At 63.4% G+C, this 14,410-nt stretch carries 13 protein-coding genes; 4 read left to right on the top strand and 9 right to left on the bottom strand.

Annotation, left to right across the window (positions count from 1 at the left end):
- Positions 1-67 precede the first annotated feature (67 nt).
- Positions 68-382, bottom strand: coding sequence for a co-chaperone GroES (locus CI41S_RS21805; protein WP_139861520.1), 315 nt, complete (start codon positions 380-382; stop codon positions 68-70).
- A gap of 297 nt (positions 383-679) precedes the next feature.
- Here CI41S_RS21805 and CI41S_RS21800 point away from each other — a divergent pair, with 297 nt between their 5' ends.
- Positions 680-976, top strand: coding sequence for a hypothetical protein (locus CI41S_RS21800; RefSeq protein WP_139861519.1), 297 nt, complete (start codon positions 680-682; stop codon positions 974-976).
- Positions 977-1,132: 156 nt separating this feature from the next.
- Here CI41S_RS21800 and CI41S_RS21795 read toward each other — a convergent pair whose 3' ends face one another.
- Positions 1,133-2,083, bottom strand: a complete 951-nt coding sequence (locus CI41S_RS21795; RefSeq protein WP_139861518.1) for an oxygenase MpaB family protein — start codon at positions 2,081-2,083, stop codon at positions 1,133-1,135.
- Positions 2,084-2,411: 328 nt separating this feature from the next.
- On the opposite strand from CI41S_RS21795, the gene CI41S_RS21790 reads away from it, so the two are divergent.
- Positions 2,412-4,010, top strand: a complete 1,599-nt coding sequence (locus CI41S_RS21790) for an FAD-binding oxidoreductase (protein WP_139861517.1) — start codon at positions 2,412-2,414, stop codon at positions 4,008-4,010.
- Positions 4,011-4,640: 630 nt separating this feature from the next.
- Here the strand turns inward: CI41S_RS21790 and CI41S_RS21785 are convergent.
- The gene (locus tag CI41S_RS21785) at positions 4,641-5,735 is read right to left on the bottom strand and encodes a site-specific integrase (RefSeq protein WP_139861516.1); all 1,095 of its coding nucleotides are present in this window, start codon (positions 5,733-5,735) and stop codon (positions 4,641-4,643) included.
- Between the two features lie 135 nt (positions 5,736-5,870).
- Here CI41S_RS21785 and dusA point away from each other — a divergent pair, with 135 nt between their 5' ends.
- Positions 5,871-6,866: a tRNA dihydrouridine(20/20a) synthase DusA gene (gene dusA, locus CI41S_RS21780; protein WP_283813128.1), complete on the top strand. Its 996-nt coding sequence runs from the start codon at positions 5,871-5,873 to the stop codon at positions 6,864-6,866.
- A 38-nt stretch (positions 6,867-6,904) separates the two neighbouring features.
- On the opposite strand, the gene CI41S_RS21775 is transcribed toward dusA, so the two are convergent.
- From CI41S_RS21775 to CI41S_RS21750, 6 genes are all read right to left on the bottom strand, one after another.
- Positions 6,905-7,963, bottom strand: a complete 1,059-nt coding sequence (locus tag CI41S_RS21775) for a class I SAM-dependent methyltransferase (RefSeq protein WP_139482657.1) — start codon at positions 7,961-7,963, stop codon at positions 6,905-6,907.
- A gap of 137 nt (positions 7,964-8,100) precedes the next feature.
- Entirely contained in the window at positions 8,101-9,006 is a 906-nt protein-coding gene (locus tag CI41S_RS21770) for a LysR family transcriptional regulator (RefSeq protein WP_139862098.1), read from the bottom strand.
- A 173-nt stretch (positions 9,007-9,179) separates the two neighbouring features.
- Positions 9,180-10,358: a muconate/chloromuconate family cycloisomerase gene (locus tag CI41S_RS21765; protein ID WP_244626622.1), complete on the bottom strand. Its 1,179-nt coding sequence runs from the start codon at positions 10,356-10,358 to the stop codon at positions 9,180-9,182.
- Between the two features lie 70 nt (positions 10,359-10,428).
- The gene (locus tag CI41S_RS21760) at positions 10,429-11,295 is read right to left on the bottom strand and encodes an intradiol ring-cleavage dioxygenase (RefSeq protein ID WP_139861513.1); all 867 of its coding nucleotides are present in this window, start codon (positions 11,293-11,295) and stop codon (positions 10,429-10,431) included.
- A 69-nt stretch (positions 11,296-11,364) separates the two neighbouring features.
- Positions 11,365-11,889 (bottom strand): flavin reductase family protein, encoded by a 525-nt coding sequence (locus CI41S_RS21755; protein WP_139861512.1) that lies wholly within the window; start codon positions 11,887-11,889, stop codon positions 11,365-11,367.
- A complete protein-coding gene (locus CI41S_RS21750) occupies positions 11,886-12,497 on the bottom strand; it encodes an FAD synthetase (protein ID WP_244626621.1) in 612 nt (203 codons plus the stop codon). The genes CI41S_RS21755 and CI41S_RS21750 overlap by 4 nt, the downstream gene beginning before the upstream one ends.
- Positions 12,498-12,770: 273 nt before the next feature.
- Here CI41S_RS21750 and CI41S_RS21745 point away from each other — a divergent pair, with 273 nt between their 5' ends.
- The gene (locus CI41S_RS21745; protein ID WP_139861511.1) at positions 12,771-14,348 is read left to right on the top strand and encodes a 4-hydroxyphenylacetate 3-hydroxylase N-terminal domain-containing protein; all 1,578 of its coding nucleotides are present in this window, start codon (positions 12,771-12,773) and stop codon (positions 14,346-14,348) included.
- Positions 14,349-14,410 lie beyond the last annotated feature (62 nt).

Genomic DNA, 14,410 nt, shown 5'->3' with positions numbered 1-14,410 from the left:
TTCGTCTCTCACCTGCGAGGCAGCATCGACAGGTGCTCCTCAGGGTGAGCGCTTGCGGCGGTCAGCGTTAGGCCGCCTTCCTGGAGCCGGAAACGTCGGTGAGAACGCCCATGATGTCGCTCTCCTTCATGATCAGAAGCTCCTGGCCGTCGATCTTGACCTCGGTGCCGGACCACTTGCCGAACAGGACCCGATCGCCTACCTTGAGGTCGATCGGGATCAGCTTGCCAGCTTCGTCGCGACCACCGGGGCCGACGGCGATCACTTCGCCTTGGGAGGGCTTTTCCTTGGCAGTATCCGGAATGATGATGCCGCCAGCGGTCTTCTCTTCGGCGTCGATGCGCTTGACCACGATGCGGTCGTGAAGCGGACGGAATTTCATGCGGTCCTCCTTGGCTTTTGTGATTATTGCTGGATTGGCAGTCGCAATGAGCGAGTGCTCACCGCTCCTCACATAAGTCCGTGACACTCCGGCGCAAGGGCTTCGACCCATGTTGCCTGTTGGCCCTTGGTGTCGAACCGCGCCCCTCACTTTGACTACGGCTCTTTTGGGGGGATCGGACGTGACTGCGGGCATACTAGATCGACGCAAATGACCCGACGCGGAAGTACGTCCTAGTCCAGCGCCGGCCCAATATGCTTTGATGCGCGGGTTAGGACTGAGATACATGGGTGGCTGATGTACATGTTCATTCGAAAGTACACCAACGTTCGTTCGGTTGCGGACGCTGCTCGCCGCGCCAAAAGCGGCATCGGTCAGATCCTAAGAGAATCGCACGGATTCAGATCTTATTACGTATTGGATGGGGGCGATGGCGTCGGTATCGCCGTGATGATATTCGATGACCGCGAAAGCGCTAATGCTGCAAACGATAAAGTACTGGATTTCGTTCAAGCAAGCCTGCATGACCTTAATCTTGGAGACCCCGAAATCACCGCTGGGGAAGTTTTGGTGAAAATAGAATCTGATGCGTAGTCTTCCGCGCCTCGGTTGCCGCGGGAGAACCAGACTTCTCTGTGTGCGGGCCTCTATCGCCGCCTGTAACCCGAAGGCGGTAGTCGGTAGGCCGATTGGGATCGCGGCAGGCGGCGGTCGGCCGCATGCGAACGTCTGCGGCAGTCCGGGACACCTTCACCTATTCCAGCGGTCATCCAACTGGGGGCGTCCTATCCAGGCCCTGTTCAGGCACCGGGTTGTCCAGCCAAGCTGCGACTTCCCCTGTAGTCGCGCCTGAGCTTCCTGGTAAGGGCCGACGTAGCGAAGCTGGGTCGGTATTTTGGGATAGATGCGTCGTATCCGCGCAACGGCACGCTCTGCAGCCTTCCTGTCGCGTGCATCAAAGGCAAATCCGAAGCCGGTGCGCAATCGGTCCGGCAGCGACTCGGCGCTCAGGGTTTGATACCAGCGCGGCGACCGCAACCACGGTCGTCCACCGGCGAAGATCTGCCGGGCCACCTCGCGCGCGGCGGTGCTGACGGACAATGTATCCGATTGCATCATCGCTGCCGTGTAGGCAGCAAATGAATCCCAATGCGCCGGCAAGTCGCTCGGAGTCAACCCGAACAACGCCCCAAACAGCCGGCTTTCGGCCCAATAGTGCTCGCGTTCTTCGACCGAGAACGGAGGCAGGATCAGGTCGTGGACGGCCAGAGCGGTGTCGACAAGGGTCGCGTGAACCCAGCGCAATGCTGCAGCCTCGTTGGCGCGGTACGGCGACCCGCTCTCGAACGGACCAATTGCTTCGGGCAGGCGGCCGACGATCATGGTATGGCGGTGGTGCAGTTGCCGGGCAGCGGTAAGGGCCGCATCGAGCGAGCCGAACACCATCGTAAACACCACGTCAAAGGTTCGATGAAAGCGACCGATCGGATCCGCGAAGGTCCGCGAGTGCTCGGCCACCGCGGCGGCGACCCAGGGATGCGCCAGCTGAAGCAGCAAGGCACGACCGGCACCCAAAAAGGTGATGGCTTCTCGGTCGATCCGCCAGGTCATCGAGCCTGGACCAAAAATGCCCTCGGCCGGTCCGGCGGCCCGAGCCCGGACGAAATCAAGAGCGAGCTCGAGATCGCTTTCGGAAACCAACTGCGCACCTCCCGAACCAGACGGGGGTATTCCACTGGTCTGTGCAGTCTATCGCAATTCGCCAAGCCAAAGCTCTCTCAACGTAGTCGCATGATGTCTACCCGGGCGGAATACGCCGGCCTGATTTGGTCGTGTCCCATGCGGGTAAGCCGCGTGCCGCGGCTGCTGCGACGCAGTTTGCTGAAGGAACTGTCCTACCGCCGTCTTTCATACTTCCGCTCGAAAGCGTATTGTTTCGATCGAACGAGCTCACTCCGCAGCGTGGTCGTTCAGAGTCTCTTGTTCTTCGGTTCAAAAAACTCTCGAAAGCGAAACGCGGGGAACGCTCATGACCGGCGCAAGGCTGAAACATTACGGCTGGGGACGGGAAGGCGAAGGCATGAGCGCGGAAGAGCGGGCGTTTGTCCTCGGCCGCTACCATGCCAAGTTTGGCGCCGGCGAATTCGAAACGGTCACTGTTCCTGGCCTCGAAGAGCTGTCCTTGCGGGAACCGCGCGTGGTGCCGCCGGCTTCGCTCACGCCGTTCTGCACGACCGAACGCTACGACCGCGCCGCGCACACTTACGGCAAGTCCTACCCGGATTACGTCAGGGCCATGCTCGGCGATTACGGTTGCGCGCCCGATGTCGTGGCCTATCCAACCAACGAGACGGAGATTTCGGCTGTCATGGACTGGGCGGGATCCGTCGGTGCTTCGCTGACGCCGTTCGGGGGCGGATCGAGCGTGTGCGGTGGCGTCGAGCCGCAGGCCGATGGCATCAAGCACAAGGCGGCCGTCACGCTTGACCTGCGCAATCTCTGCAATGTCGTCGAAGTCGATCCGGTCTCGCGCGCCGCCTTGATCGAAGCCGGCACCTATGGGCCGGCGCTGGAAAACCAGCTCAAGCCGTACGGCGTCACGCTGCGGCATTTTCCGCAGAGTTTTGAGTATTCGACCTTGGGCGGCTGGATCGCGACGCGATCGGGCGGCCACTTCGCCAGTCTCTACACCCATATCGACGATTTCGTCGAAAGCCTGCGTGTCGTGACGCCGGTTGGCGTTGTGGAGACGCGCCGGCTTCCCGGCTCGGGCGCGGGGCCGAGTCCCGACCGCATGTTCATCGGCTCGGAAGGAATCTTAGGCGTGATCTCGCGCGCATGGATGCGATTGCAGCAGCGTCCAAAATACCGCGCCGGCGCATCGGTTCGCTTTCCCACTTTCTTCGATGCCGCGCGCGCGGTGCGTGCCGTGGCACAAGCCGGCCTCTATCCCTCCAATTGCCGCATCTTGGACCCGCAGGAGGCGTTCAACACCGGTGCGTCCGACGGCAGCTCCGCCATCATGGTGCTGGCATTCGAATCGGGCGACCATCCCTTGGACGCCTGGTTCAAGCGTGCGCTCGAATGCTGCGCCGACCACCGCGGGACACCGGAGCCCGTAGAGGCCGGCGACGCGCATCTCGAAGGCGCGGCAGGCATCTGGCGCAACGCGTTCATTCGCATGCCCTATGCGCGCGAATTCTTGACGCCCGTTGCTATCATCAACGATACGTTCGAGACCGCCATCACCTGGGATCGGTTCGAAAGCTTTCACGATCAGGTCAAGACGGCAACCGAACGCGCGATTCTACAAGCGACCGGGGTGAAGGGTGAAGTCACCTGTCGCTTTACCCACGTCTACCCGGACGGGCCCGCGCCCTACTTCTCCTTCCATGCGCGCGGTCGGCACGGTGGGCTGCTCGCGCAGTGGAAGGCCATCAAGGACGCGGCGAGCGACGCGCTGATCGCGGCGGGCGGCACCATCACGCATCACCATGCCGTCGGCCGCGATCACCGACCCTGGTACGACCGGCAGCGGCCACAGCTTTTTGCCGCCGCGTTGCGGGCCGCCAAGCGCGAACTAGATCCCAGCGGCATGCTCAACCCGGGTGTCCTGATCGATTCTTAGGCGGATGCCGTTAACGCACGTGTGGTGATCCCAAGGTCAAGGTGGAGACCTATGGCGAGAGAATCGGAAGGCAATTTTGAGCGCCGGGCTGCGCGTGGATATTTTCGGCGAAGCGTGGCCAAGTCACGCGATCAGATGGCTTCACCCAGCGTGTTGCCGCCGCGGGCGGCTGCCAAAGTTCCACGCCATCAGCAAAGAGCAGTCGTGGGTCGTCACCGGCGACGGATGACGTTCCGCCGCCGGCGGAGACCGCCAAGGTTCGGTATCACCCCGAGCCGCTAAAGATGTGCCGCCATGGGCGGCTGCCGCGGGCGCTCCACTAACTGCCAGGGTCGAGGATACGCAGTCAGCGCCCGACAACTTTTCGCCAGCATCGGTGATCGATAGGCCGCCGCCGTCGGCCAAGCCGGCCACCGATTGCGATGGCTTTAGCGTCGGCATCGGACCGTGTCTTGCGCAGCAATCGGTTGATCGCGCGGGAGGTTCCAGCAGCTCTGCCAATACGGGAGCCGAACTGATCAAGTCCTCCGATCGTCTTCCGTGGTAAGCTGATCAGTTACGTTGAACTGAGCCTCATAGTGTTCGATCGACCAGTGTTCGCGGGCAATGGACCCGCTCGCGTTTGGTGCACTAAGAAGCTGCTAACGTCTTGATGAATTCTTCCAAAGTTGGCTGTGGTGCCGTTTGCAGCTTATGGAGCTCTTCGGGCTTCAATTTAGTGTAGCGTCGCAGCGTTCGCCAATCTTTGTGGCCGGTAACCAAGGCCACTTTTTCGATGGGTAGCCCTGCCTCAAAGAGCCGACTAGTGCCTTCGTGTCGTAAGTCATGAAAATGCAGGTCCTCGATCTTCAATTCCTCGCAGCCGCGTGCGAACGCCTTGCTCACTGAGCGATGGTTGTACGGGAAAACGCGACCCTGACCCCTCGTGATAATGTGCTGCTGGAGAGTGATCTCCCAGGCATCGTAACCGGTTAGGTTGAGGAGGGGGACCTTCTGATCATTCCCGTCTTTCTTTCTGGGATCTTTGCGGTCGATGATAGTAACAATCCGAGTTTTCATATTCACGTGCGGCCAGGCGGGCCGGCAAATTTCTTCTTGTCGCATTGCGGTCGCGACCGCGTAACGGACGATGCGGCCCATCGGAATGACCTGTCGGGGATTGGTCTCAAAGTATTCGATCAGCTCGTCGAGCTCGTCTTGAGTTGGTCGCCGATCCCGTTCATCTGATTTTCCGACGAGGCCCAGATGTCGCAACGCAAAGCGTGCGAGACGCACCTCTTCGGCAGAAACCTCAATTCCGTGGACGGCCGCGGCGTGCGTCGCAACGGTCCTGATGAAGGACATATCGATTGCCAGAGTAGCGGGCCCGGCGCCTTGCTTCGCTCGCTTTCTGCCATATTCGATCAGCCGCTCCCGGTCGAGCCGAGGCAGCTTTGTGGATCCAAGGTCTTCCTTAAGCGCTTCAAGGACGGCCGCCTTGGATCGGCGGGGAGGGCGGCCGACGTCGTGCATGTCTCCGATATGAAGATCGATGATGTCGCCGAAGGTTTTGGCCTTCACCGCGGCGCGCGCCTTAGGTGACCTGTTGCGATCGATATTGCGCTCGATGTCGAGCGCCCATTCCTCGCCATCCTTGCGGCGGCGGAAGGTTTCTGCAACGTACCGGTTCTTGCGGCGGACCTGGACGCGCCAGTTCCCGGATGGCAACTGAGTGAAGCTGGCCACGGTCGTGTGCACTCCCCAAATCGTGTGCGCTACGTGTGCGCTGACAGGTCAAAACGGGTACAAACGTGTGCAATTTCGGCTAGTTTGGAGGGCACTCGTTCTTGTTCCATCCCATTGAGATAGTAGAGTAAATCATTGGAATCGCAAGACTATCGCTTTTCCGTGGCGCCCATGCTCGACTGGACTGACCGGCATTGCCGTTTTTTCCATCGCCTGATGTCGCGGCGGGCGCGGCTCTATACCGAGATGCTCACGACCGGCGCGGTGATCCACGGCGACCGGGCGCGGCTGCTCGCCTTCGATGCCAGCGAGCATCCGCTCGCCCTGCAGCTCGGCGGCTCCGATCCGCATGACCTCGCCACGGCCGCTGTCATTGGCGAGGACTTTGGCTATGACGAAATCAACCTCAATGTCGGCTGCCCGTCCGATCGGGTGCAGAACGGCCGCTTCGGCGCCTGCCTGATGGCGGAGCCCGCGCTGGTTGCCGAGGGGGTCGCGGCGATGAAGCGCGCGGTCAAAATTCCGGTCACGGTGAAATGCCGGATCGGCATCGACGACCAGGATCCGGAGGCTGCGCTCGACGTGCTGGCGCGCGGCGTGATCGCCGCAGGCGCCGACACGCTCGTCGTGCACGCGCGCAAGGCTTGGCTCAACGGATTGTCGCCGAAGGAGAACCGCGACATCCCGCCGCTCGATTACGATCGTGTCTATCGGCTGAAGGCGGCGTTGCCCGACGTGCCCATCATCATCAATGGCGGCATTTTGAGCCTTGCCGAGGCAAAGCGGCATCTGGCGCATGTCGACGGCGTGATGCTGGGACGGGCGGCCTATCAGGAGCCGTGGCGGCTGCTCACTGTCGATTCCGAACTGTTCGGCGAGGCCGCGCCGCACGCGACGATGAAGGACGTGTTCGCGGCGATGCTGCCCTATATCGAGCGGCAGCTGGCGCAAGGCACCCGGCTGCATGCGATCACCCGCCACTTCGTCGGCGCCTTCCACGGCGTCCCCGGCGCACGAGCGTTCCGCCGGCATCTGGCGGAGAACGGCGTCCGGCCAGGGGCGGGCGCCGAGGTGCTGCGTGATGCGATCGCACTGGTCGACGACCGCGCGCTCACGCCGGTTGCGGCCTGAGCGCGCGATAGCCTTGATCGCGGCGTTCTATTGCGCGCTCACGGGCGCGCTTCGAGCACCATGTTGAACGGCGTCTCCGCGGCGCGGCGGAAGCGGGTGAAGCCGCCGGAGCTGACCACCTGCCGCAACCGAACCTCACCCGCCTGCGCGCCGAGGCCGAGCCCGACCTCCTGCGCCTGTGACGCCGGGGTGCAGATCATGGTCGATGCCGCGTAGTACACGCGCCCGATCGGATTGAGATTGGCGGCGAGATGATCGTGCGCGAACGGCTCGACGATCATCCAGGTGCCGTCGGGCTTCAGCGTCTCGCGCACATGGGTGGCCGCGCCGACCGGATCGCCCATGTCGTGCAGGCAATCGAAGAACGCGACCAGGTCGTATTTGCCCGGGTAGGCCTTGGCTGGCGCCACCTCGAAATTGGTATTGGCGGAGACGCCGGCTTCCGCGGCCGCCTTGCGCGCGCGCTCGATCGAGGCCGGATGATAGTCGAATCCGACAAAGTGCGATTTCGGAAAGGCCTTCGCCATCAGCACGGTCGATGAGCCGTGGCCGCAGCCGACATCGGCGACGCGCGCGCCTTGCTTGAGCTTGTCGACGACGCCGTCGAGCGCCGGCAGCCACGCCGACATCAGGTTGGCGTTGTAGCCGGGACGGAAGAACCGCTCGGTGCCGCGGAACAAGCAGGCGCTGTGGTCGTGCCAGGCCAGCCCCTTGCCGCTGCGAAATGCGTCCGCCACCTTCGGCTCGTCCAGCCACATCGACGAGAGGGCCTCGAACGCGCCCGCCATGAAGGCGGGGCTGTCCTCGTCGGCAAACACCGTGGCCTGTTCGGCGTTGAGACTGAATTTGTCATCGTCCCTGTCGTAGTCGACATATCCCGCCGCGGCCTGGGCGGCGAGCCACTCGCGCACGTTGCGCTCGGTGGCGCCGGTGCGCTTTGCGAGCTCGGCGGCGGTCATCTTGTCGCCGTCGCGCATCGCGTTGTAGAAGCCGAGCCGATCGCCGAGCACCACCAGCGCCCCGCTGGCGATGCTGCCGAGGTCGCCGACCATCTTGCCGAGAAATGCGTCGAGCTTTGCTTGATCCGGTTGCTGCATGACACTCTCCCTGAGGTAACCCTGTGGCGATAAGTCCATGCGCCCGATAGGAAGGTTCACCTTTGTGATGGCGGTGGCAAATCACGACCGCTCACATCGCTGTGGGTCAGTCTGTCTGTCCCGTCTCTGTGCTCAGGTCACTCAGGCGCCTGCTTGCGCTGCCGCCGCGTGACTTCCTGCGCGACCTTCAGGAAGTTGAAGAGATGCGGCATCCGGTTGTCGCGCCGGTAGTTCAGCGACAGCGCGGTGCCCGGATTATGTCCCTCATAAGCACGATAAGTGACGCCCGGCCGTTCCGATTGCGAAACGGATTTCGGCACCAGCGCGATGCCGACGCCGACCGACACCAGGCTGATCGCGGTCTGGTAGTCCTGCGCCAGCACCTGCGACTTCGGGATGAAACCTTCCTCGAGGCAGATGCTGAGGATGTGGTCCGCAAAGCTCGGCCGTGGCTTGCGCGGGTAGAGAATGAAGGTCTCGGCCTTGAGCGCCGACAGCTGCGTGATCTGTTGATCGAGCAACGGCGAGGTGTCGGGCACGGCGAGGATCAGCGGCTCCCGCAGCAGCGGCTCCGACTTCAATTCCTCATCCTCGAGCGCGGGCCGCGCGACGGCGACATCGATCTCGCGCTGGATCACGGCGCGCTTCAGCTCGGCATTGTTCATCGCCGACAACGCGAGCTCGACATCCGGATAGGCCGAACGAAACGCCTTGATGACATTGGGCAGCACGCCATGGGTCGCCGACCCGACGAAGGCGACGCGCAAATGCCCGGAAAATCCTTCGCCGATCCGCTTGATCTCGCGCTGCGTCCGGTCGAGCCGCTCCAGCACGTCGCGCGCACGCTCCAGCAGCACGCTGCCGGCCTGGGTCAGCCGGATCTGGCTCCGGCTGCGATCGATCAGCATGACGCCGAGATCGCTCTCCAGCTGCGCGATCTGCCGGCTGAGCGGCGGCTGCGCGATCGCGAGCCGCGAGGCGGCCCGACCGAAATGCAGCTCCTCGGCGACCGCGACGAAATAGGCGAGCCGCCTGAGATCCATGACATCGTCGCGACCGGTCACCGGCGAGCCGGATGTTGCTGCGCGCACGTCCCAGGAAGCTGCCTGATCTCGTAGCTCACGGTCATCAACGCAAAGGTGAGATGATGGTTACAGCGCAAAGAGTGCGGGGGCGTCATGGGTTTGTCAATTGTCCGCGGCCACGGCGCCATCAGCTAGTCCCTTCGCGCGAAGGCGCGGAGCCTGTCCTCGTCGATCTCGACGCCGAGGCCGGGGCCATCAGGCACGCAGATCTCGAACTCCTCAAACCTGATCGGATTGGTGACGAGGTCCTCGACGAGGATGCGCGGCCCGAAATGCTCGCTGCCCCATTCGAGCGTGGGCAAAGTGGAGAAGGCAGCAAGATGCGCCGCCGCGCCGATGCTGCTCTCCAGCAGGCAGCCGCCATAGAGTGCGAGCCCGTGGGCGGCGGCGACCGCCGCGGCGCGCTTCATCTCGAACAGACCGCCGCTCTTGACGAGTTTAAGGGAATAGACGCTGCCGCAGGCCATCGTCGCCACCCGCGCGATCTCTTCCTTGGTGAAGGCGGCTTCATCGATCAGCAGCGGGATCGAGGTCCGCGCCGCGACGCGGGCCATGGCCTCGAGCTGCAGTGCCGACACCGGCTGTTCGACCAGCGCGACATCGAGCTCCTCGAGCGCGGGCATGAAGCGGATGCATTCGGCCTCGCTCCAGCCCTGATTGATATCGACGATCAGGGGGACGTCGTCACCGAGACCGGCGCGCAGGGCTTGCAGCCGCTTCAGATCGGCCTGCGGCCGGTTGAAGCCGAACTTGATCTTGAACTGGCGGTGCTCGCGGCGGTGCAGCTTCTCTTTGGCTTCCTCCAGCTCCTGTCCGCTATCGCCGGAGGCGAGCGCCCAGATCACCTCCATGCGCGCGCGCACCGCGCCGCCGAGCAGCGCGCTGGCCGAGAGGCCGAGCGTCTTGCCGGCGGCGTCGAGCAGGGCGGATTCGATGGCGGCCTTAGCGGCAAAATTGCGGGTGGCGGCCTTGCTCATGCGGAGCGCGTTGGCCTCGAACGCCAGCGCAGGCTGACCCAGCAGCGCGGGCGCCAGATAGGTCATCACCGCGGCCTTGATCGATTCCACGCTCTCCTCGGCCCAGCGCGGTCCGCCGAGCGTCGAGGCCTCGCCGATGCCCGTGACGCCATTGTCGAGCAGGACGCGCACCAGCACGTAGCCCTGATGCGTCACCTCGGTGTTCGAAAGCTTGTGCCGTCGCCGCGTCGGGGCGTCCACGATCGTGGCACGAATGCTGCGGATCGTGGTGTCTCTTGTAAGAGCCTGTGCCGGCTGCGCGGGCTCGGCGATGTCGATCAGGGCGCGCCCCATCATTCCTCACCTGTCATATCAAAAGGACTAGCCCTGCCAGGTTGCGATGCCGGGCAGGGCATATTGCGTGTCACTCGGCCGCGACAAGCCGCTCGACCTCTGCCTTCTTGAGCTTGAAGTCGAAGTCGAGGACGAGGTCGGTGTTGGCGCCGGCCGGCGCTTTCTTGAACTGGCCGATCAGGCTCTGCTTCACGGCGAACACCGAGTCGTTGTCGAGATATTTGGTCTCGGAATCGTAGATCTGCGAGATCAGCGATTGATAGCCGTCCTTCGACAGCATGAAGTGGATGTGGCCGGGACGCCAGGGATGGTGACCCATGTACTTCAGAAGCTCCCCGCCGGCGCCGTCATAGGGGATCGGGTACGGCTCCGGACGCAGCGCCACGAAGGCATATTCGCCGTCGCCGTCAGTCATGAAACGCCCACGCAGATTGTAGGCCGGCTGCTCCGGATCCTGCAGATCATAGAGGCCGTTGGGCGCGTCTTCCCAGACGTCGATGGTGACGCCCTCGATCGGCCGTCCAGCGGTGTCGGTGATGCGGCCGCTGACCATGACGGTCTGCGCGTTGTCGAACGTCTTCTTGATGATCGAGGCACCCTTGGCCAGCACCGGCGGGTTCTCCCGATAGAACGGCCCGAGCACGGTCGATTCGCTTTCGCCATCGGTGACGCGGTGATCGAGCATATCGACGAGCACCTCGACGCCGAGGATGTCGCAGATCAGGATGAACTCGTTGCGCTTCTCGTCCGAGATATCGCCGGCGCGGCGCAGGAACTCGCAGGCGGCGAGCCACTCGGCAAAGCTCAGATCGACCTCCCTGCAGAAGTCGTGCATATGCCTGATCAGGCTGGTCAGGATCTGACGGTTGCGCGGCGGAATATCCTTGTCGAGCGCGGCGATGACGAGGTCGGTGATGGTGTCCTTGTTGACGTTCATGGTGGTTTCCTCCTTTTCTTGCAGTTGGTCGGTTTGGCTTCTCACTTCAGGGCAAACTCTGCGACGATCTCACCAGATGAACTCGTAGCCGGCATTCTCCAGCATCGCCCGCGCCGGGTGCGGGTCGGCCAGGCCGCCGAAGCGGCCGCTGAAGAACAGCAGCGGTTTTCTGCAGTGCTGCACCGACATCTCGCGGACCTGGCCCAGGAAAATCGTGTGGTCGCCCGCGGCGATCTCGTGGGCGAGATCGTTGACGAAATAGGCCGCCGCGTTGGCGATCACCGGCAGCTCGTTGCGCCGTTCGAAGACGTCGCAGAGATCAGGCTTGGGCTTGCCGGCGAAATGCCAGGCGAGGTCCTCCATGCCTTCGGCCAGCACGCTGACCGCAAAGCGGCTGGTCTTCTGGATGTTGGGCAGCATCTTCGCGCTCTTGGCGATCGAGATCGCCACCAGCGGAGGATCGAGCGAGACCGACATGAAGGCATTGGCCGTCATGCCGTGGTCGCGGCCCTCGCAATGCGTCGTGATGATGGTGACGCCGGTGCCGAACTGGCCGCAGGCGTTGCGCAGCGCGCGCGGATCGATCGTGGTCATGGGGTGGCCACCTCGAGTTGGGACGGGCGATTGGCCGGTGGCGCCGCCAGAACGTCCTTCCAGTTCTCCAGCGCTGCCGCGGCGGCGGCGAGGCCCGATCGGCGCAGCGCCCGGATCCGGCTACTCGACACGATCTCACCCGCGCTGCACCGCACCGACGGTAGCACATGTGTATGGAAATGGTGCCGCAGCGCCCGCGCGGTGCCGCTCTTGCAGGCGCCGAAGCGGAAATCCTCGCCGACGATCACCTCATGCGGGTGCAGCCGTTGCAGCTCGGCGATGAAATCGGCCGCAGTGCGGCGGGCGTAGACGCGGTCGAAACCCGCGACGATCACGTGATCGGGTCCGAATGTTGCGATGCGCTCGAGCTTTTCGGCGAGCGAGGTCAACGCCTCGGCCTGGCCAAAATACACCTTTGGCGGCGGATCGAAGGTGTAGACCACGGCAGGGACGCCGCGCCGCTGCGCTGCAGTGATGGTCTGCCGCAGCAATTCCTGGTGGCCGCGGTGGACGCCGTCGAACGCGCCGATCGTCACCACGCTGGCCGGGAGGCCCAATTCCCCGGCACGATGCAAAGCGACAGCGTCGCTGCCAAAACCCTTGCCCATGGTTTGCTCCCTTGGGTTCGCTCCCTTGCCGTGCGCGGATGCGTTGTCCGCGGCGGCGTTGCGTCGGCTGCAAGGTCGTGGTCTGCGCCGCGCCAGCAAGTGATAGCGCGAGCCGCGGCGCTCTGTCCGGTATTGGGTGATACCTTCCACCGGCTCATTGTGTGCGCCTAGTTTCTGCTCCGATGTCACGCCGGGCAAGAGCGTGACGATACGGTCACGGACCGGTGCGGCAGGCCCGCGCGTCCGATGACGTCAAGCGGAGGAGATATGTCCATGACGACTGCAGCAGCGCTGCGGGCCGATGTGCCCGCGTCGACCACCAACGTTTACACCGGCACCGAATTCCTGGAGAGCATTCAGGACGGGCGCGAAATCTACATCTATGGCGAGCGCGTCAAGAACGTCACCGAGCATCCGGCGTTCCGCAATTCGGCGCGGATGGTGGCGCGGTGGTACGACCGCTTTCACGAGAAGAAGGATCAGATCGGCGTCCTCACCGACACCGGCACCGGGCAACTGACCCATCCGTTCTTCCTCGGTTCAAGGACCGCCGAGGATCTGATCCGCGGCCGCGATGCGATCGCCGAACTGCAGAAGGTCGCGTTCGGCTGGATGGGCCGCTCGCCGGACTACAAGGCCTCGTTCCTCGGCACCCTCGGCGCCAATTCGGGCTTTTATGGCGAGTACGCCGGCAACGCCAAGAAATGGTATGCGCGGACCCAGGAGCGGCTCGACTTCTGGAACCACGCCATCGTCAACCCGCCGATCGATCGCGACCGGGCGATCGAAGAGGTGCGCGACGTCTTCATGCATGTCGAGAAGGAGACCGACGCCGGCCTGATCGTGTCGGGCGCCAAGGTGGTCGCAACCGGCTCGGCGCTAACGCATTACAATTTCATCGCGCATTACGGCATTCCGATCAAGGACAAGTCGTTCGCGCTGATCTTCACCGCGCCGATGGACGCCAAGGGCATCAAGCTGATCGCCCGCTCGTCCTACGAGTTCACCGCGGCCGCGACCGGCTCGCCGTTCGATTATCCGCTGTCCAGCCGCTTCGACGAAAATGATTCCATCCTGGTGTTCGACAAGGTGCTAGTGCCCTGGGAGAACGTCTTCATCTATGGCGATATCGACAAGATCAACGCGTTCTTCCCGGCGTCGGGCTTCGTGCCGCGCTTCACCCTGCACGGCGTGACGCGCTTTGCGGTCAAGCTCGACTTCATCGCCGGCCTGTTCTCGATGGCGGTCGACGCCACCGGCTCGAAGGATTTCCGCGGCGTGCAGACCGCGGTCGGCGAGGTGATCGCGTGGCGCAATCTGTTCCACGGCATTGCGGACGCGATGGTGAAATCGCCGATCGCCTGGCAGGGCACCGACGGTTTCAACCTGCCCAATCTGAACTACGGGCTCGCCTACCGCGTGTTCGCGCCGATGGCCTATCCGCGGATCAAGGAATTGATCGAGCGCCATGTCGCGAGCGGCCTGATCTATCTGCCGTCGAGCTCGGCCGATCTCGAGAGCGAGGCGATCAGGCCCTATCTCGACCGCTTCGTCCGCGGCTCCAACGGCTATGCCGCGATCGACCGCATCAAGCTATTAAAGCTGCTGTGGGACGCGGTCGGCTCGGAGTTCGGCGGACGCCACGAGCTCTACGAGCGCAACTATGCCGGCAATTACGAGAACCTGCGCGTCGAGACCCTGATGGCCGCGACCGCCACCGGCGACCTCGGCGCGATGCAGGATTTTGCGCGCAACTGCATGAGCGATTACGACGTGTCGGGCTGGACCGCGAAGGATCTGATCAACCCCGACGACATCAATCTGGTCAGCCGCGGCCTGGTGCAGGGCTGATCTCAACGACCGCTTCAAGTGCTGGGGCCGCCACGATCGCGTGGCGGCTCCAGCCGTCTGGA

This window comes from Bradyrhizobium ivorense (assembly GCF_900696085.1).
GTDB classification, from domain to species: domain Bacteria; phylum Pseudomonadota; class Alphaproteobacteria; order Rhizobiales; family Xanthobacteraceae; genus Bradyrhizobium; species Bradyrhizobium ivorense.
Note: the sequence above shows the minus strand (reverse complement) of the source record. Positions and strands in the feature narration are given on the sequence as shown.

Coding starts and splice junctions, on each gene's coding strand:
- CI41S_RS21805 (WP_139861520.1), bottom strand. CDS start 382: ATGAAATTCCGTCCGCTTCACGACCGCATCGTGGTCAAGCGCATCGAC.
- CI41S_RS21800 (WP_139861519.1), top strand. CDS start 680: ATGTACATGTTCATTCGAAAGTACACCAACGTTCGTTCGGTTGCGGAC.
- CI41S_RS21790 (WP_139861517.1), top strand. CDS start 2,412: ATGACCGGCGCAAGGCTGAAACATTACGGCTGGGGACGGGAAGGCGAA.
- CI41S_RS21775 (WP_139482657.1), bottom strand. CDS start 7,963: ATGCAGCAACCGGATCAAGCAAAGCTCGACGCATTTCTCGGCAAGATG.
- CI41S_RS21770 (WP_139862098.1), bottom strand. CDS start 9,006: ATGGATCTCAGGCGGCTCGCCTATTTCGTCGCGGTCGCCGAGGAGCTG.
- CI41S_RS21765 (WP_244626622.1), bottom strand. CDS start 10,358: ATGGGGCGCGCCCTGATCGACATCGCCGAGCCCGCGCAGCCGGCACAG.
- CI41S_RS21760 (WP_139861513.1), bottom strand. CDS start 11,295: ATGAACGTCAACAAGGACACCATCACCGACCTCGTCATCGCCGCGCTC.
- CI41S_RS21755 (WP_139861512.1), bottom strand. CDS start 11,889: ATGACCACGATCGATCCGCGCGCGCTGCGCAACGCCTGCGGCCAGTTC.
- CI41S_RS21750 (WP_244626621.1), bottom strand. CDS start 12,497: ATGGGCAAGGGTTTTGGCAGCGACGCTGTCGCTTTGCATCGTGCCGGG.
- CI41S_RS21745 (WP_139861511.1), top strand. CDS start 12,771: ATGACGACTGCAGCAGCGCTGCGGGCCGATGTGCCCGCGTCGACCACC.